The sequence below is a fragment of the Psychrobacter halotolerans genome (genome assembly GCF_039680845.1).
In the GTDB taxonomy this organism is placed as follows: domain Bacteria; phylum Pseudomonadota; class Gammaproteobacteria; order Pseudomonadales; family Moraxellaceae; genus Psychrobacter.
Window position 1 is genome coordinate 110232 of the sequence record NZ_JBDKWD010000002.1, and the last position, 18536, is coordinate 128767.

General features: G+C 46.0%; 15 protein-coding genes. 7 read left to right on the forward strand and 8 right to left on the reverse strand.

The annotated features are described in order from the left end of the window. Positions 1-37: 37 nt before the first annotated feature. The 5 genes from AAJP47_RS04170 to AAJP47_RS04190 all read right to left on the reverse strand — a co-directional run bounded on the left by AAJP47_RS04170 (position 38) and on the right by AAJP47_RS04190 (position 5544). The gene (locus tag AAJP47_RS04170; RefSeq protein ID WP_346716659.1) at positions 38-1057 is read right to left on the reverse strand and encodes an oxidoreductase; all 1020 of its coding nucleotides are present in this window, start codon (positions 1055-1057) and stop codon (positions 38-40) included. 274 nt (positions 1058-1331) lie between these two features. Continuing rightward, entirely contained in the window at positions 1332-2309 is a 978-nt protein-coding gene (locus AAJP47_RS04175; protein WP_346716660.1) for a zinc-binding dehydrogenase, read from the reverse strand. A 307-nt stretch (positions 2310-2616) separates the two neighbouring features. Beyond that, positions 2617-3246, reverse strand: coding sequence for a GDYXXLXY domain-containing protein (locus AAJP47_RS04180; RefSeq protein ID WP_346716661.1), 630 nt, complete (start codon positions 3244-3246; stop codon positions 2617-2619). Then, complete coding sequence (locus AAJP47_RS04185) at positions 3243-4469, reverse strand: DUF4401 domain-containing protein (RefSeq protein ID WP_346716662.1); 1227 nt, start codon at positions 4467-4469, stop codon at positions 3243-3245. Before AAJP47_RS04185 ends, AAJP47_RS04180 begins: the two co-directional genes overlap by 4 nt. After that, complete coding sequence (locus AAJP47_RS04190; RefSeq protein WP_346716663.1) at positions 4420-5544, reverse strand: DUF2157 domain-containing protein; 1125 nt, start codon at positions 5542-5544, stop codon at positions 4420-4422. Before AAJP47_RS04190 ends, AAJP47_RS04185 begins: the two co-directional genes overlap by 50 nt. Positions 5545-6567: 1023 nt before the next feature. On the opposite strand from AAJP47_RS04190, the gene AAJP47_RS04195 reads away from it, so the two are divergent. The 5 genes from AAJP47_RS04195 (at position 6568) to oppF (ending at position 12410) form a co-directional block, all read left to right on the forward strand. Continuing rightward, positions 6568-8241: an ABC transporter substrate-binding protein gene (locus AAJP47_RS04195; RefSeq protein ID WP_497198681.1), complete on the forward strand. Its 1674-nt coding sequence runs from the start codon at positions 6568-6570 to the stop codon at positions 8239-8241. A 157-nt stretch (positions 8242-8398) separates the two neighbouring features. Next, positions 8399-9319: an oligopeptide ABC transporter permease OppB gene (gene oppB / locus AAJP47_RS04200; RefSeq protein WP_346716664.1), complete on the forward strand. Its 921-nt coding sequence runs from the start codon at positions 8399-8401 to the stop codon at positions 9317-9319. 43 nt (positions 9320-9362) lie between these two features. Next, positions 9363-10268, forward strand: a complete 906-nt coding sequence (gene oppC / locus AAJP47_RS04205; protein WP_346716665.1) for an oligopeptide ABC transporter permease OppC — start codon at positions 9363-9365, stop codon at positions 10266-10268. A gap of 12 nt (positions 10269-10280) precedes the next feature. Further along, complete coding sequence (oppD, locus tag AAJP47_RS04210; protein ID WP_346716666.1) at positions 10281-11375, forward strand: oligopeptide ABC transporter ATP-binding protein OppD; 1095 nt, start codon at positions 10281-10283, stop codon at positions 11373-11375. Positions 11376-11378: 3 nt separating this feature from the next. After that, on the forward strand, positions 11379-12410 hold the full coding sequence (gene oppF, locus AAJP47_RS04215) for a murein tripeptide/oligopeptide ABC transporter ATP binding protein OppF (protein WP_346716667.1): 1032 nt from the start codon (positions 11379-11381) through the stop codon (positions 12408-12410). Positions 12411-12644: 234 nt separating this feature from the next. Here oppF and AAJP47_RS04220 read toward each other — a convergent pair whose 3' ends face one another. Next, a complete protein-coding gene (locus AAJP47_RS04220) occupies positions 12645-12899 on the reverse strand; it encodes a DUF2798 domain-containing protein (protein WP_346716668.1) in 255 nt (84 codons plus the stop codon). 264 nt (positions 12900-13163) lie between these two features. After that, positions 13164-14702 (reverse strand): right-handed parallel beta-helix repeat-containing protein, encoded by a 1539-nt coding sequence (locus AAJP47_RS04225; RefSeq protein ID WP_346716669.1) that lies wholly within the window; start codon positions 14700-14702, stop codon positions 13164-13166. Between the two features lie 182 nt (positions 14703-14884). Between AAJP47_RS04225 and AAJP47_RS04230 the strand changes: the two genes are divergently transcribed. Together AAJP47_RS04230 and AAJP47_RS04235 are read left to right on the forward strand one after the other, a co-directional pair. Continuing rightward, on the forward strand, positions 14885-15640 hold the full coding sequence (locus AAJP47_RS04230; protein ID WP_346716670.1) for an aspartate/glutamate racemase family protein: 756 nt from the start codon (positions 14885-14887) through the stop codon (positions 15638-15640). 80 nt (positions 15641-15720) lie between these two features. Continuing rightward, complete coding sequence (locus AAJP47_RS04235) at positions 15721-16671, forward strand: alpha/beta fold hydrolase (protein ID WP_346716671.1); 951 nt, start codon at positions 15721-15723, stop codon at positions 16669-16671. A gap of 142 nt (positions 16672-16813) precedes the next feature. Here AAJP47_RS04235 and AAJP47_RS04240 read toward each other — a convergent pair whose 3' ends face one another. Further along, a complete protein-coding gene (locus tag AAJP47_RS04240; protein WP_346716672.1) occupies positions 16814-18376 on the reverse strand; it encodes an MATE family efflux transporter in 1563 nt (520 codons plus the stop codon). Between the last annotated feature and the right edge of the window lie 160 nt (positions 18377-18536).

Sequence of the window (18536 nt, forward strand, 5' to 3'; positions counted from 1 at the left end):
CCTTATTCATCGAACTTATCTGTCAAAAACCAAAAACCTAACCCCGCACATTCACCACATAACGACCCACCACTTTTCCATCTGTGAAGCGATCTAAGTATTCAGGCGTTTGCTCAAGTGTAATCTCTTCACAGTACTGCTCAAGATTGGGAAGCTTCATGTCGGTGGCAACGCGCTGCCAAATCGCTTTTTTATCAGCCAGTGGTATGGTGACCGAATCAATACCCAGTAATGACACCGCCCTTGCGATAAATGGCATGACCGTCATAGAAAACTCAGGTGATGCTGCCAATCCGCAACTGGTCACTGCGCCGCCTGCTTTGGTTTGCTTGAGCAAGTTCGCTAAGTAATCGCCGCCTACCGTATCGATGGCGTTTGCCCATAGCTCACGGCCGATGGGTTTGCTACCGATTTCATTGATGGTGTCGCGGTGGCGGACTTCGCTTGCGCCCATTGCTTTTAGATGGTCGCTTTGCTCAGGTTTGCCTGAGAAGGCAATTACGTCATAGCCGAGATGCTTTAAGATAGCGATACTAATACTACCGACGCCGCCCGTTGCACCCGTCACCGCGACTGCACCATCGGCAGGTGTCGCGCCCATTTTTTCTAGTTTTTGTACGCTTAACGCTGCCGTTAAGCCGCCAGTCCCATAGATCATCGCCTCTTTTAGCGTCAATGACTCGGGACATGCGATTGCCCAATCGGCTGGAATAGCAATCATTTGTCCTAGCCCGCCCGGTGTGTCCATACCGAGATCATAGCCGAATACCACGACTTCTTGGCCTTCTTTAAATGTGCCAGACTTGTCACTGACGACGATGCCCGCCGCATCAATACCGGGCGTATGCGGATAGTGTTTGGTGATTCTTTTATTACCTGAGGCTGACATAGCGTCTTTATAATTGAGTGACGAGTAATGCACTTCGATCAGCAAATCGTTATCTGGCAGGTCATTGACGCTGCGCTCTTGAATGCTTTTTTCAAAGTTACCGTCGCTGACCTCGCGGACGACTAAAGCTTTAAAAGTGGTATTGTTAGACGTTGTATGGTTAGACATGGTGGTATCCTTATTTATGGTTAATATTAATACTTATAATCCGTTCAAAACAAAAGAGCGTTATGCTGGTATAAATTTTCCTCGCTTGCTGTGGCGTTACCGACAGAGGCATCAGAAAATTCATCCCAGCAACCGGCACTCTTTTTAAATTGAATTAGCTGCATCATTAGCAGCTTACCGTTACCATTAAAACAAAAAAAGCCCACGATCTCATGGGCTTTTTTATATCTTTTGATGCCATTTTTTGGCAATCATGTTGCAAATGGCCCGTTTATTATGGCTTTAATAGTACTTTACCGTTTTTGCTGGACTGCAAATCACCATCGACTGCTTTTTTGATGTCTGTCAAATCAAAGGTGGCTTCAACAGGCAGTTTTAGATTGCCATTGGTCGCGCGTTCGATCAGCTCATCGATCAAGCGTTGTTTGTTATCCACGCTCATCTCTTGACTGATTTTACTGCCCCAAAAGCCTTTAATGACAGCTTGTTTAAAGATAATGTTGGTCGGGTCTAGCGTCATCGGTTTGCCTGACATGATACCGAATGAGGCAAAGGTACCGCCATGACCGAGTAGCGATAGTAAGTCGTTACTTGAATCGCCGCCGACAGAATCGACCGCTGCGCTGATCTTGTCATCGCCCACGAGCTTACGGACTTGGTCTTTCCAGTCATCGTCTGAGGTGTTGACGTTGTTTTTGATATCGAGCGCGTCCAGCTCTTTGAGCGAGTCAGCACTACGGACGAGGTTGATGGTCTTGATACCGCGGGCAGCGGCTAGCATGGCAAGCGATTTACCGACTGCGCCATTTGCGGCATTGTGGATGACCCATTGACCATTTTTTAAGTCCAAAAACTCAATCAACATCAAGGCACTGAGTGGCATGGCGATGAGCTGCGCTGCTATGGGGTCGTCTAAGCTATCTGGTACGGTAAATACCATGTCTTTTGAAGCGACAAAATACTCAGCCCAAGTCGCTTGGACACTGGCGGCTGCAACGCGCTGACCGACTTTTAAGTCTTTGACATTGTCACCGACGGCATCAATCACGCCGACCGCTTCACTACCGCCAATGGCTGGCAGCTCAGGTTTGAAGCCATATTGACCGCGAATGGTAAGCAAATCGTGATTGTGAATAGATGCCAGTGTGGTTTTGACGCGGACTTCATCCGCTTTTGGCTCAGGGATAGGGCTGTCGCCTAGGCTCAGTACTTCCGTGGGTTTACCAAAGGTGTTATAAGTTGCACTACGCATGATCGTTTCCTATATTTATTGTTGTTTGGATAATTTTACTTTTAAAGATCAATTAATTGTCAATTATTAACGGGTTGTTAACGGCTAATTATTGATAACTAATTATTAAGAATAGACACGCCCGATGAAGGCGCGCAACACGTTCAATACAGTAACAACTCTGCCTTGCCTTTATCAGTAATCATTTGGTTAAGGAACGTTATCCGTTGCTCACAGGCAGCTTATAACCGTCCGTTTTAGACAAAATAGAGACACAACGTGGTGGGACGTGACTGGCACATATTTTTCTTACCAGTCTGCACAGCATTTATTTTTTTGGTGCAATCACGTCAAACGCTTCGTTGACCAGATTGGTCAGTAGTGGCTCGCCTTGGTTATTCACGCGGAACTGTCCATATTCTGCCTCCTCAAAGGCCTCAGCCTGACCTTCTTGAAAGAAAAAAGCATTGGTCGCAAGCTTGACTGAACCCAATCGCAGACGATAATGAATGGCCATTTCGTTAGCGGCTAATGCAGTCTCATGGCTGTCAGCCAAGCGCACAAAATGACCCACGTTTTGCCTATCCAAAGCGACGACCACATAACCCTCATTTGTCTGATCACGGTTTCTTGTTTGCGCACGCGTATCCAAAATCTCACGCTCTAACGCGTAATTGAGCCTCATATAATCCCCTTGCATAAAGCCGCGCGGATCGACAGGAGCGAGTGCTAATAAGACCGTATCACCAGTGGCTAGGTGCGTCTCGTATTTGATGGCGTTTAGACTGATAAAAGTTAACACGCTGAGCAAACCAAGCATGGCAACGGTGATGGACACAGCACGTCTTTGCCACCAAGGGTGGGTCGGTTTTGGAGTGCGGTGTAAGCTCGTTGCTGTGTCAGACAAACTTACTGCCATTTGTTCCTCTGTTGCGTCATGATTATGAGACACGGTCATGACAAACGCTCCTTGTTATTGCTCGCAGAATGAGTACGCCGCTGAGCAAAATAACGTTTGATAAGCAAAAAGCGCACAAGCAGCAGCGCGATACCGACCACCAGCATGGAGGCGGATTTGACCAGCAAAGAGGTATCGAGTTGATAGTAGTACCAAAATATATAACCAACCAAGGCAAAAATCCCGACACCTAATAAGGTGCGCTGGCTGTTGGCCATAGCGATCACGATAATCAAACTGGTCGCCAGTAAGCCTGAGACGTAAATCGATAGAACTCCCAGCACAGCGATAGTCACGCCAACGAGCAGTCCGACCACCGACCGCCATTTAATACGGTAACGCGCCAAAATCAGAAAAGCAGCGTAAAGGCTGGCAAGAGTGAGCAGTCCTTGCGCCCAGTAATAATTATAGCTAGGTGTCTCACCATAACTATCAAAACGATGTCCAGACTCAGCGGCAATGAAGTAAACAGAGATGCCTAAAAGCACCAGCGCACTACCATAACCAACGGCTTTTATAATATCGACGCCCTCCGCTTGCCATTTCATAGGAACACGTTGTAGCAGTTTATAACGCTGCAAATGGCTGACCACCACCATTAGTGCCAACAATCCCAAACTGACCTCAGGTAGATGGTAGTAGTCAAGCAAATATACCGTACACACCAAAACCGACCAACTACTAAGCAGACGGTACATAAAGCTTGGGAAGATAAGTGTTAAGGCGCTTTGTAGCAGTAAAAACAGCCAAATATCAAAAGGATGCTCAATATCGCCGCTCGTCAAAGCATATATCACGTACGCTTGACCGGCCACACCAATCGTAAATGCCAAACTGTTTAAAAACGTACTACCGCGCGTACGCTCATACTTAAATAAAAGAAAGCCAACTAGACTTAATAACAGGCCAACAATGCCTGTCAGTGCCGCGCTATCAAGGACACCTGTACTATTCAGTATTAAGTTTACAAACCCAATAAATAATAGGCTGGCGAGAATACCGCTAAAGCCAAAGGACAATTGTAAAAACCAAGGATCGTCTTTTGCTTTGCGCCTATCACTCATGGCGTTATTGGAAGCGCTAGGCGCTGATGGAGAATACGCCAAATAGTCATCAGCCAGCTTCGCCTCAACCAAGCCAAGATCTTTGAGCTGTGTCAGCGCTTGCTTGTCCTCATTCATCGTTAGCGCCTCCTTGAGTCGTATCAGTTTTAACGCGGTCATCCAAGAGTGTCGCTTTTCGTAACCATAAGATAGCGGCTGAACTCAGCGCAATCAGTAGCAGCGCCAATGCTAAAAATCCGCTATCACCCAGCACATCCAATATCCCTTTACTTGCCCAAAATATCAGCACAGCAATCAGAGAAAACGCCAAATAAGTCAGCATCAATAAATCAATGCGCCGCTTATAAAACTGCCAAACCATAAACCCACACCAGCCGAGCCATAACGTGAGCGAGATAAAGGTGACTAGAAGAGGGCGGTTGTCAAAAACCGCGATAAGGGCAAGGGAGGTCATAAAGATCGCGCCGACTAGACCGACGACATACGTACTCCAGTGCAAGGCGGACGTTGTTTGCGCGGGATCTGTGGGGTTATTATCTGCCTTGTCAGTATGACTATTGGCGTGGCTAGAAGACAATTGCGAGGAGGGGAGGGCGCGTTTGTGCTCAAAAATAGTCAGCCAGCCGTACAGCGCAACGAGATTGACCAAGGCCAACACCGTGATTTGGCATAGCTCTTGAAAGTCGTTCTTGAGAAATGGCAAACCTATGACCTCAAAATACGACAACAGACTGGCGTTAATAAGTCCCAGCCATAATAACCAGAGCGCCGGAAAATACGCGATGACGACCCATGGCGTGATCAATAATGCCCACACAAAAAACAACTGCCACGTGTCAGCCCCCGTCTGATACACCTGCCCGAATAAGGCGAGTAGGCTGCCTGTAATGATACTGGCGATCAGCAATAATAATTGGCGAATGAGCCGAAAGCGCTGTCTGAATCGTCGTCCAAAAAAAAGCGCAACATAGAGCGCAATGGTCATAACCAGCGCGCTTTCAACCAGCGCAAACTTGCCCATCTTGCCTAAGGTTTGCCAGTTATAAGCCACGAAAAAAACCAACGACAATACCAGTGCCACCGCGCCAATGATTAACAATGCTTTATCAAAAAAGGTCAGCCAAGTCCTTTTACTAGGATAGACGCCGAGATGAGTTGCCGCCGCATCGGCGTGTGTGATGGGGAGAATGCCCTGTTTCATTAGATGCTCAATAGTGCGCTGGAATTGGCTCATATCACGCTTCCATTAAAAACAGTTGGTAATCTATCTTATCTGTTTTTGTAGGCCAGTGATATCTATTATCGATGGTCTTACACGCTATTAATCAAATTAAGTCGAATTTGGCTATAATTTTGTAGCCTATAATCGCCGTAATATATATTTGATTATAGAATCGTAAAGTCATATTTTGCCATAAAAGACCTCTGTCAGGATTTTGGGCAAGTCTTACAAAATAAATGAAGAAAAAAATAAAATAATGAGACGCCTGTAATATAGAAAATAAGTTTGGTTATGTATAACAATAACGTTTCACGGTTAAAAAATTATTCCTACCTATTATTGGTCGTTTATTTGTTAGCCAGTGAGAATAATCTTATAAGTCAAAGTTATTGAAATGGTTTGATTATTTTGCGCAGTGCCCTTTAAAAATCAACCATGAGAGTCATTGTTGCTCGTTCAAAGTGTTCGATAAATCTTGCTAATTAGAAAAATATTAGCGGTATTATATGAGGGATAAAAGGTCATAAATCAGACAAAAAAGTCGTCCATTATTGTTAAAATTCTATTTGATTTTTGCCCATCAAAAACCCTTTTTTCATCCTCCTGTCATATTTATGTTCAATGAGAGCACATCAAAAATTGTTGACATTCTTACCGTTTTTTATTACTAATGGTTATCCAAAATGTTACTTATGATTATCCAAAGTCATCTCTATTAACACGGTTAAGTCTCAATTTTGTTTCGATGATTATTCCTCAACGGCTCAATAAAGCGATGAATGGTATAAAAATCGAGAATTGACCTGTGCTCAGATCTAACGCCTTCAAGCCTATAAGACAAGACCGCGATTTCACGAGCACTGCAGCATTTGTTGCTGTGATGATGATTGCTGTGAGCATTATTGAAGTGATTGTTGTTAGCTCATTAATTGTTAGAACCGTTAATAGAGTGGATAGTATGAGCATACGGATAAATTAAATGGACTTACTACCACTCAGTAAATCCGTCCAGCCACTTACCTGCTAGGATATTACATGATGCGACCTTCCAACCGCCTTTTGACGTCTGTATTTTTGCCCACCTCCTTGGTACTTGCTATGTTTATGACAGGCTGTAGTGATAAGTCTGCGAACGATGGCACCGCCAGTCAATCATCAAACATCGATCCCAATGTATTGGCCGATACGCAAGAGTTGGTTGTCAATAACGCCGCTGAGCCTGAGTCACTTGATCCGCATAAAGTATCAGGGGTTCCAGAAGCGGGTATCGACCGTCAGATGTTTGAAGGACTGACCAATAGTGATGCAGATGGCAAAACCATTCCGGGTATAGCGACAAGTTGGGAGAGTCCAGACAATAAAGTATGGACGTTTAAGCTGCGTGATGCCAAGTGGTCAAATGGCGATCCTGTAACGGCAGAAGATTTTGTTTATAGTATGCGCCGTCTGGTTGATCCAGAGACCGCATCCCCTTATTCAAGCTATCTAGTCGATGCCAAAATTGTGGGTGCTGAACAAATCGTTGAGGGCAAAGCAGGTATAGATACTCTTGGCGTTAAAGCACTCGATGACAAGACCTTGCAGGTAACGTTATCAGAGCCTGTGCCTTATTTCCCAGACATGATGATTCATAACTCGGTTAAGCCTGTGCATCAAAAAACGGTTGAAGAGTTTGGTGACAAATGGACTGACCCTGCCAATATCGTGGTCAACGGCCCATACAAAGTCAGTAAGTGGCAAGTCAACGACCAAATCGTCTTGACGCGTAACCCCTCTTATTATGATGATGCCAATACCAAAATTGATACCGTCACCATGCTAGCGATTCCTTCTAGTACCACCGATGTGGCGCGCTATCAAGCTGGCGAAATTGACATGACCTACAATGAGATTCCGACTGAGCAATTCGCTTCCCTCAAAGAGCAGCTTGGCGATGAGCTCACCGTTTCTCCTTATCTATGTAGCTATTATTATGAATTTAATACCGTCAAACCACCATTTGATGATGTCAAAGTGCGCCGTGCGCTCGCCTTAGCGTTAGATCGTGACACGGTAGTTGATAAAGTCATCGGTCAAGGGCAAACAGCGGCCTATCAGCTGACGCCGACCGCAACCAACGGCGGCGTGGAAAACACGCCAGAATGGTCAACGTGGGATCAAGAGAAGCGTATTGCTGAAGCCAAAAAACTGCTGAATGAAGCCGGCTATAACGAGAGTAATCCGCTGACGTTTGAGCTGCTATACAACACCAACGATCTTCATAAGAAAACGGCGGTTGCCGTTGCCTCGCTATGGAAACAATCGCTTGGCTTTGTTGATGTGAGCTTGATCAATAAAGAGTGGAAAACCTACCTCGATACTCGCCGTAATGGTACCTATCAAATCGCGCGTGCTGGTTGGTGTGGTGACTACAACGAAGCCTCAACCTTCTTGAATATCGTAAAAACGGGTAACAGTAATAATCACGGCAAATACTCCAATGCCAACTTTGATAGCCTGATGGCACAAACACTCAAACCAGGTGTGACACCTGAGCAGCGTACCGATTTATACGTAAAAGCTGAAGCTCAGCTTGACCAAGATATGCCGTTATTGAATGTGTATCACTATGTTAGCCCTCGTTTGATTAAGCCTTATGTCATCGGCTTCCCAATGAAAGATGCCTTGAATAACTGGCAGGCAAAAGATTTATCAATTGCTAAGCATTGATAGATCAAAGTTTTAAAAAGTAAGTGCGATGATTGAGGCCGTGGCTGATTCATCGCACTTACTGCTATTGCCAGTAAGTTATTACTGCGTGTTACATCTGCTGTATCCTTCCAGCTTTTATTAAGCTTAGGAGGAGGCACTTCCATAAAGAGGTATTATGTTAAAACTGATTTTTCGGCGTATTTTAGAGGCCATCCCGACCTTATTCGTTTTGATAACTGTCTCCTTTTTTATGATGCGCTTAGCGCCTGGTAATCCTTTCTCAGGCGATCGTACCTTAACACCCGCTGTAATGGCCAATATTGAAGCCAAGTACAATCTTAACGATCCCTTGTGGCTACAATATATCCATTATCTAGGACAGCTTGCCGTCGGTGACCTTGGACCTTCCTTCAAATACAAAGATTATACGGTCAATGAGCTGTTGTCGCAGTCGTTTCCAGTATCGATGGAGCTTGGGGTTTATGCGTTTGTCTTAGCATTGGTCTTGGGACTCATCTTTGGGGTAATCGCCGCGCTTAAGCAAAACTCATGGCTAGATTATGTACTCATGGCATTTGCGATGACGGGTGTGGTCATTCCAAGCTTTGTTAAAGCGCCATTATTGGTACTGATTTTTGCAATCATTTTGCACTGGCTGCCAGCAGGTGGCTGGAACGATGGGGCGTTACAAAACCTTATCTTACCCGTCACGGCGTTAGCGCTGGCATATACGGCCAGTATCGCGCGTATCATGCGTGGGTCGATGATTGAGGTCATGAACAGTCAATATATCAGAACGGCGAGAGCCAAAGGCTTACCGATGCGTCAGATTATCATGAAGCATGCGCTGAGACCGGCTATGTTACCCGTGATTTCCTATTTAGGGCCTGCCTTTGTCGGTATTATCACCGGCTCTATCGTGATTGAGACGATTTTTGGTTTGCCGGGTATCGGGCAGTTATTTGTGAATGGCGCACTCAACCGCGATTATGGTGTGGTGCTCAGTTTGACGATTTTGGTCGGTGTACTGACCATCGCGTTTAATGCCATTGTTGATATTTTATACGCCATGATTGACCCAAAAATCCAGTATTAAATATGATGAATTATTATTTAAGTAGATCATTACAAGGACAACTATGAGCCTTATTGTAGACCAGCCAACCGACATTATCCTGTCGCCAGCGAAAGAGATTAAAGGTCGCAGTCTTTGGCAAGATGCGTGGCGACGTTTTTATCAAAACAAGGCGGCCGTTGCCAGTTTCTTTATCTTATTATTGATTGGCGCTTTCGTCATATTTGTCCCTTTGTTTGCCCCGTTTGGTTACGCTGAAACCGACTGGAACTTTATGCAAGCTGCACCTTCTATCGAGAACAAGCATTACTTTGGTACCGACTCGCTCGGACGCGATTTGTTGGTGCGTACGGCTGTTGGTGGTCGTATCTCCTTGATGGTCGGAATAGCGGGAGCCGCCGTTGCTGTGCTATTTGGTACTATTTATGGTGCAACGTCAGGCTATCTTGGCGGTAAAGTCGACATGATAATGATGCGGTTCTTAGAGATTTTAAGTGCTTTTCCGTTCATGTTCTTTGTGATTTTATTGGTCACAATATTTGGTCGCAACCTAATCTTGATCTTTGTCGCTATCGGACTGGTGTCTTGGTTGGATGTGGCTCGGATTGTGCGTGGTCAGACGCTCAGCCTAAAGAGCAAAGAGTTTATTGAAGCGGCTCACGTAGGCGGTGTGTCAGGATTTAATATTATCCTGCGTCATATCGTCCCTAACGTACTGGGCGTGGTGGTGATTTATGCCTCCCTACTGGTACCGACGATGATTTTGTTTGAATCATTTTTGAGCTTTTTGGGACTGGGTGTACAAGAGCCGATGACCAGCTGGGGCGCGCTACTGCAAGAAGGCTCTCGCACCATGCAGGTTGCCCCTTGGCAGATTTTGATTCCGTCGGCTTTTTTGGTCGTGACTTTATTTTGCTTTAACTTTATTGGCGACGGTCTACGTGATGCGTTTGACCCTAAAGATCGCTAGGAGAGTGACATCGTGGTAACTAAAGAATTCAGTAACACCATTAATGACAATCTTAATGACGGTTTTAATGACAAGCTCATTACCCCTTCTAATACCTTATTGGAAGTGAAAGATCTGTCCGTTCAGTTTAAGACTGAAGATGGTCTGGTGACGGCAGTGAATGGATTGAATTTTGATCTGCATGAGGGTGAAACCTTGGGCATCGTTGGCGAGTCCGGTTCTGGCAAGTCGCAGACCGCTTTTGCCATTATGGGACTGTTGGCAAAAAATGGTCTTGCCAAAGGCTCGGTACGCTTTCAAGGCAATGAGCTACTCAGCTTGTCGCAAAAGGCACTGAATAAAATCCGTGCCGAGCAAGTGGCGATGATTTTTCAAGACCCCATGACCTCACTCAATCCTTATATGAAGATCGGCGACCAGCTCGCCGAAGTATTGACCTTGCATAAAGGGATGAATAAAAAAGAGGCGTGGGCCGAGTCGATACGCATGTTGGACGCGGTCAAAATCCCCGAGGCCAAAAAACGCATTGGCATGTATCCGCATGAGTTTTCAGGCGGTATGCGTCAGCGAGTCATGATTGCGATGGCACTACTGTGTCGTCCCAAGTTATTGATTGCTGATGAGCCGACCACCGCGCTTGATGTGACAGTTCAAGCACAGATCATGGTGCTATTGAACGAGCTAAAACGCGACTTCGGTACGACGATCATCATGATTACGCATGATCTAGGTGTCGTGGCAGGTATCTGTGATCGCGTCCTTGTGATGTATGCCGGTCGCACGATGGCCTATGGTGATACAGAAGAGATTTTTTATACGCCAACCCATCCCTATACCATCGGCCTGTTAAAAGCCATTCCGCGTTTGGATAATGAGATGGGCAAGCTTGAGACGATTCCCGGTAGCCCGCCAAACTTACTAGACTTGCCAGCAGGCTGTCCTTTTTATGAGCGTTGTCCACATGCGATGGATATCTGCCGTGATACACCGCCGCCGCTGGAGTTTTTGCCGCACGATCGTCAGCGCGCTTGTCATTGGCACCCTGAAATGACAATTGATACATCAAAAGATACCGATGCCAATCAGCCATCAGAGATAGAGGGGTAGACGATGATGACACAGACTGTTCATAGCAACGACAACCCGCTGAAAACGCCATTGCTAAAAGTGCGCGATGTGCATACTACTTTTAACATCAAACAAAAAGGCACTTACTTTTGGCAAAAGCCTGCGACGTTAAAAGCCGTCAATGGCGTCTCGTTTGAGATATTTGCAGGCGAGACATTGGGCGTGGTGGGCGAGTCGGGCTGCGGTAAATCGACCCTTGCTCGTACTATCGTGGGTTTGATCGAAGCCAATTCTGGTAGCATCCTATTTAATGAGGAAGAGCTGGTCGGCGCCTCCAAAAAAACCATGCGAATGAAACGAAAAGACATTCAAATGATTTTTCAAGACCCGCTTGCGTCTCTAAACCCGCGTATGACGGTGGGCGATATCATTGCCGAACCGCTGCGTACGTATTATCCCAAAATGAAAAAGAGCGACGTCCAAAGCGAAGTACGCGAGATTATGAAAAAGGTGGGTTTACTGCCTAATCAGATTAACCGATACCCGCATGAGTTTTCAGGTGGACAGTGTCAGCGTATCGGTATTGCCCGCGCTTTGATTTTAAAACCCAAAATCATCATCTGTGATGAGCCAGTCTCTGCCTTGGATGTCTCCATTCAGGCGCAGGTCATCAATTTGTTGCAAGATATCCAAGAAGAGATGGGACTCGCGCTCATCTTTATTGCCCATGATCTATCGGTGATTAAGCATATTGCCGATCGAGTGCTGGTCATGTATTTGGGTAACGCGGTCGAGCTTGGGGTAAATAAGGCGGTGTACGGTAAGCCGACCCATCCTTATACTCAAGCCCTAATGTCGGCGGTACCGCTACCCGATCCGATTGCTGAGCGCAATAAAACCATTCAGCTATTAGAAGGCGATTTGCCAAGCCCGATTAATCCGCCCTCAGGCTGTGTGTTTCGAACCCGTTGCCCGCTCGCTGACGAGGAATGTGCCCAGATCAAACCGATGTTAGAAGGGAATATCAATCACCGAGTGGCTTGCCTAAAAAACAAAGTCGAAGAAGTGTCGTAAGTTAGCAACCGTTTAAAAAAACTTGAAGATATAAAAATACCAAAGGTGAATAACATCATCTTTGGTATTTTTTTGGGTGTGAGTGTGGATATATTTATGGCATGTCGAATATTCAAAATACCATAAATCACGATAAAGTAAATATAGCGAGATTGACATAAATTTTGCGCAGCCTCTGTCGGCGAAGGCACAGCAAGCAAGTAAAATTTATGTTAATAGCACGTAGCCTGCTCTTTAATAAAACTCAATGCGGCTAAGCACATGCTCTTGAACCAAATATGCGCAGACATAAGCGCTTGGCCATGCAAAAGCAAAGGCCAATGCCCAAGATTGCATCAATTCGGTAAAAAAGCCGTCCCCGTAGCCTACTTTGACGAGTAGTAACGCGGTCGAGATAATCAAAGACATCATTAATGCCATTAAAAAGGTAAAAATCAAGCGGTAGTATTTGCGGCGTGTACGTATTCTAATGGTGGGTGTTTTAGTCATAAGTTGGCTTAGCTCTTTAATAATAGTTCTTTAGTAACAGGTCAGTAATAACGGTTCATTGATAAAAGGTTAGTAATAAAAGGTTAGCAATAAAAAGTAGCTATAGTCCGTTCAATATAAAAGAGATACGATGGATAAGGGGCTCTACTGGTATAAATTTTCCTCGCTTACTGTGCGCTTTGCACGCCAGAGGCATCGAAACATTCATACCAGCATCGCTGTACTCTTTTTAAAATCAGGACATGCTCTAATGAAATATTGACTCTATTTGCATTGTAGCAATACCGCGCAGTTCTCAAAAGCCGTACTACTATTAAATTCTTTATTTCCGAGCACCCATATTAAGGGCAAATTGCTGTTTGGATTGTTTAACGGATTATAAAGGTAGCGGTTATTTTGAAAGCTGATTTCGCCGCGATCAAGCTGACTGGCAACAATCATATAGCGTGAGGGCGAGCTGGTGAAGGTATTACCTTTCACATTTAACTGTTGAATATTGTATTGTAGCAGCAGCTGACCACCTTCTTGCTCGTCCAGATCATTGTTGGTGACCGTATTATTAATAAGACTGATTTGTCTGACCCCGCCACGTTGCTTCTCATAGCCGCCGACCGCGATACCTGTATAGCGATTATCGGTTATCGTATTGCCCTCTACCCAGACGTTTTCTGTTAACTTTTGGAAGTGTTCACTAGCGACTTCGATGCCAATATCATTACCCGTCACGGTATTATTCTGAATAAATACTTGCTTGCCCCCATCGACATAAATACCACCCGCTGAAAGATCACCATTGTAGGCGGGATTGCTGCCGCTGCTATTGCGCGTGACCGTATTACCGATGATATCGCCGCGGCGGGCGTAGTCATTTGCGGTATCTGCTGTTCCTTCAAAACCAATGACGTCGATGCCAATGTTATTGTTATTATTGACTTGGTTGTGGTTCACTTCAAAGTTCGTTACATCGCCATTGAGGACGATCGCCTCACTGCTACCTAGGGTGAGGTTTTCGACTCGATTGTTATTAATTTGAATGTCTTTAATAGGCTGCGTGCCGTAAACCGCGATACCGTGCGCATTACCCTCATCATTTTTAACGCGCGTGCCTAGGTGATGAATGTAATTGTTTTCGATGAGAATATGATGGCTATTGCCAGTCACATAAATCGCAATGGGCGTAATCTGATTGCTAGTTGTCCAAAAGTTAGTAAATTCTAAACCGCGAATAATCACATAAGCTTGGTCTTCGATATGAAATAGATGCTCATCATCTACACTTGGCGTGCCTGTAATGATCACTTTTGCCGCTGGCATCGCCTCAAAAATAATGGGCTGCGCCAATGTTCCAGAGTTCTCAACATAGACAGGCCCTTTATAAGTACCCGCGGCAATATGTACCGTTGTGCCAGCAGTGGCAAGATCCGCGGCTCTTTGTAGGGTTAGAACAGGGGAGTTGGCACTACCTGATGCGGTATCGCTACCCGTTGTCGCCACGTAGATATGCTGACGCGTACTGTCATCCATCTCTAAACTGTCAAGCGCTGAGCTGCGATCATAAAATGCTTGGCTACTAGATATCGGCGGCACTGTTGCAGGAGTCGATGGATTGTTCGGTATAGCGGGCGTCGTCGGTTCAGAAGTAGTCGGAGGAGCAGAAACAGGCGGGTTGGCAGCGCTTGCATCCTCATCTGAGTCGCCGCCACCGCAAGCAGGTAATACAACCACTACTGAGGCCAGTAAACCAATAGGCAATAGCATCGATGAACGAATCTTTGAATATAGCGTTGACTGACGGGTCTTCATAGTATTTCCTAGTGGTCGGATGGGTATAAACTATTGATTCACAAAACAATAGATAAGTCTGGAATACTCTTTGCTATAGCGGTTATAAAAACTGTCTTAAAAATAATTTATATAATATAACGGTTTTTGCTACGATTGAATGACTTTTACGCTTATTCATTTGTATCTAATAAGGAAGAAAAATGCCTAACCAAAAGCCGCAACAGCAATTTACTCAGCAAACCACGGCTCAACACAGCACTCAAAGAACGCTTGGTATCATTGGCGGTATGAGCTGGGAGAGTACCGAGAGCTACTATCGCTTGATTAATGAAGGCGTCAAAGCCAAGCTTGGTAAGTTACACTCAGCGGACTTAATGATTCATAGTGTCGATTTTGCGCCGATCAGTGCCTTGCAAGCAAAAGGGGCGTGGGAGGAGATGGGTGTAATCATGGCAAGTAGTGGCAAACGTCTGCAAGCGGCGGGCGCGCAAGGGCTATTAATCGCGACCAACACCATGCACAAGTTAGTAGATGATGTGCAAGCAGCTACTGATTTACCGATTATTCATATCGCTGATGCGACGGCTGATGCCATCAAAGCGCAGGGTCTCACCAAAATAGCGTTACTGGGTACACAGTTTACAATGACCCAAGATTTTTATAAGCAGCGTTTGATCGATGCAGGCTTGCAGGTGCTGATACCCGCTGAGGACGAGCGAGCAGAAGTCCATCGCATTATCTACGAAGAGCTGTGTCAAGGACAGCTACTTGATAGCTCGCGGGCATATTACCGTCAAGTGATTGAAACATTGGCAGCGCAAGGCGCAGAAGGGGTGATATTAGGTTGTACTGAGATTGGTCTACTGATCACACAAGCCGATAGCCCAATCCCTGTGTTTGATACCACCGCCATTCATGCCGCCGCTGCGGTAGATTTTTTATTAAATAAAGACTAATAGGTGCTTATCCGTTATAGTTTGATCGCAAGTCAAGAATGACGCTACGCTCGTTGTCTATGATAAATAAGGAGATTTTAATGACATTACTGCGTGCAAGTATGGCCGTATTATTATTGGGGACGATTGTTACGTATGCCATGCCCAATAAGGTAAAGGCCAATACCGCCCAAAAGCTCATAAAAAATGAGCGCAAAAAAGCCAATCTTGAGAAAAAAGAATTTACATTGGCATCTGGCGACACCCTGATCTATCTAGAAGGTGGCAATGTGAACGGCAAGCCTTTGTTACTGGTGCATGGATTTGGTGCCACCAAGGATAACTTCCTGCGTATCGCTAAAAAGCTGGGCGATTATCATTTAATTATTCCAGATTTGCTCGGCTTTGGCGAATCTGGCAAGCCTGCGCAGGTAGACTATGGCGTAGATGCACAGGCGCAGCGCTTACATGAGCTGTTGCAAGCCAAAGGCGCGGCCTCAAACATTCATGTAGGCGGTAACTCGATGGGCGGCGCGATTAGTGTTGCTTATGCGGCCATGTATCCCGATAGCGTTGCGAGCTTGTGGCTGCTCAATAGTGGCGGCTTTTGGTCAGTAGGGTTTGCAGCAGACCGTTTTGGCGATAGTAGTATAGAGAGTAGCCCACTGCTCATTGAAACCAAAGAGGACTATTTCGCTTTATATAATCTGGTTATGTATAACCCGCCGTACATTCCCAAAACCTTGCAAGCGGTCTTTGCCCAAACCAACATTGCCAATCGCGAACTGCACGGCAAAATCCTCAAGCAACACTCAACAAGCAGTGTAGAAGAACGCGCCAAAGTCATCGCCGAGTACAACATCCCAACGCTTGTCATTTGGGGCGCTGAGGACAGAATTATTAAGCCTGAGACGGCAGTGGTGATGAAAAAAATCATGCCCCAAGCGAAGGTAATCACGATGCCTAAAGTGGGGCACATACCGATGATAGAAGCAGTAGATCAGACGGCAAAAGACTATAAAGCGTTTCGTGCAGGGCTTAAAAATAACTAAGCCATATCGCTGTTACGAGCCGCTTTAGTCATATCATTGGGTTCTCATTGCTCAAGCGGATAGCCCAGTGAAGATTTTTACAGACGGTACTTTTTGAACAGTGCTTTTTGATAGGCCAAAGTCTATATGAACCACGCTATTGTCATTTATTACTCTTGATCATACGATGTCTATAAAGTCGTCTACGAAGTCGTCGGTGTAACCTTGTGATACGGCCTAAAGGGAACAGTTTCCACACAGTCGTCGGTGTCACATCACGACATGACGCAGAGGTGCCGCCATGTGCCAGATAGCCTTCAGACCCTTGTGCCGCTTCTTCTGCGACCAAGTTTTTACCCTGACGCCATCCGCCATACAGATATAGCCCTGCCCCCATCAGCGCGGTGGCGACCATCCCTGCTGGAAATGATAGCCAAAGCGCGTCTTCTCCCAATAGTGGATACAGCCCAAACGCAAATCCAAGACGTACCGGATACATCGAAATCACCATGACGATCAGTGGCCAAATCACATAGCCGTTTGCCCGCATGGTGCCAAAGAGCACCTGCGCTATCCCAAAAAAGATAAACCCCCATGTCGCCATGAGCTGAATGTGTCGCCCGATTGGCAACGCTGCGCTGTCACTACCAAGGAAAAAGCCCAAAATGGTGCCATTAAAAATGGTCAACACCCCAATCAGCGCGCCTGTCATTATTACGTTAAAAATGAGTCCCCAGCGGGTGATCCCTGAGACTCTGTGCCATTGATTGGCACCGATATTCTGTGCAACCATTGCGCTAGCGGCGGCACTTAACGCCATGGCAGGCATCTGCACGTATGTCCAAAGTTGCTGGGTGGCGCTATAAGCGGCTGTGGTCTGTACGCCTTCCCGGTTGATCAGCGATAGCATTGTTAGCGCCGCCGAAGAGATGACGATCATCTGAAGACCCATCGGCAACCCTTTTGAGAACATCGATTTTAAAATGCCTCGATCTGCGCGCAAAAATCGCAGCTCTGGCATGCTGAGTGTCAGCACAGAGCCACGCAGGTACATCGTAATCACCATGCCAATAAGCGCTAGCGTGTTTGCGACGGCTGTGGCGAAGGCCGAACCAAAGATGCCCCATTCGGGAAAAGGTCCTATACCCAAAATCAGCGTCGGCGTCAAAATCAGATCAATAATTACCGATATAATGATAAACCAAAGCGGCGTCGTAGAATCGCCCGTCCCGCGCAGTGCCATCATGATCAGCGTAAAGGTGAGGGTGAATGGCATCGAAACGAAAATCATCCGTAGATAGGTCAGGGCAAGATCTACCGCACTAGGCGGCGTACCAAGCAAATCAAGGAGCATCGGCGCAAATATCCACCCACCTGCCGACACCAATATACTGATCGGAATAATACTGCCGAGCGCCGTTCCCATGGTTCTTTTGACCATCGTCTCGTCACGGCTGCCCATGGCTTGACCAATCAGAATAGTAGACGCCATACCAAAACCAAAAACAAAGGAGATGAGGATAAACATCAAAATGTTGCCGTTCGCGGTCGCGGCGAGTGCCTCTTCCCCTAAAAACCGTCCCACCCAGACGGCATTGATTGAGCCGTTTAACGACTGTAGCGCTGATGATCCCAGTGTTGGCAAGGCAAATAGGATCATCGTTTTGGCAATCGACCCCTCGGTGAGGTCGCGCCGTTTGTCAGTGGCAATACTGGTGTCGCTCAATGTCTTTCCTTTTGCACCATTCAATTGGGCTTCGGTTTATTATAAAAATGCGTCCTAAGAAAGAAAGCCGTTATAGTCAATGCACTCCAAAAGTGTTATAGCGCTACTAGGGTGAATTTTACGTAGCCTCTGTCGGCGTAGGCACAGCACGCAAGTAAAA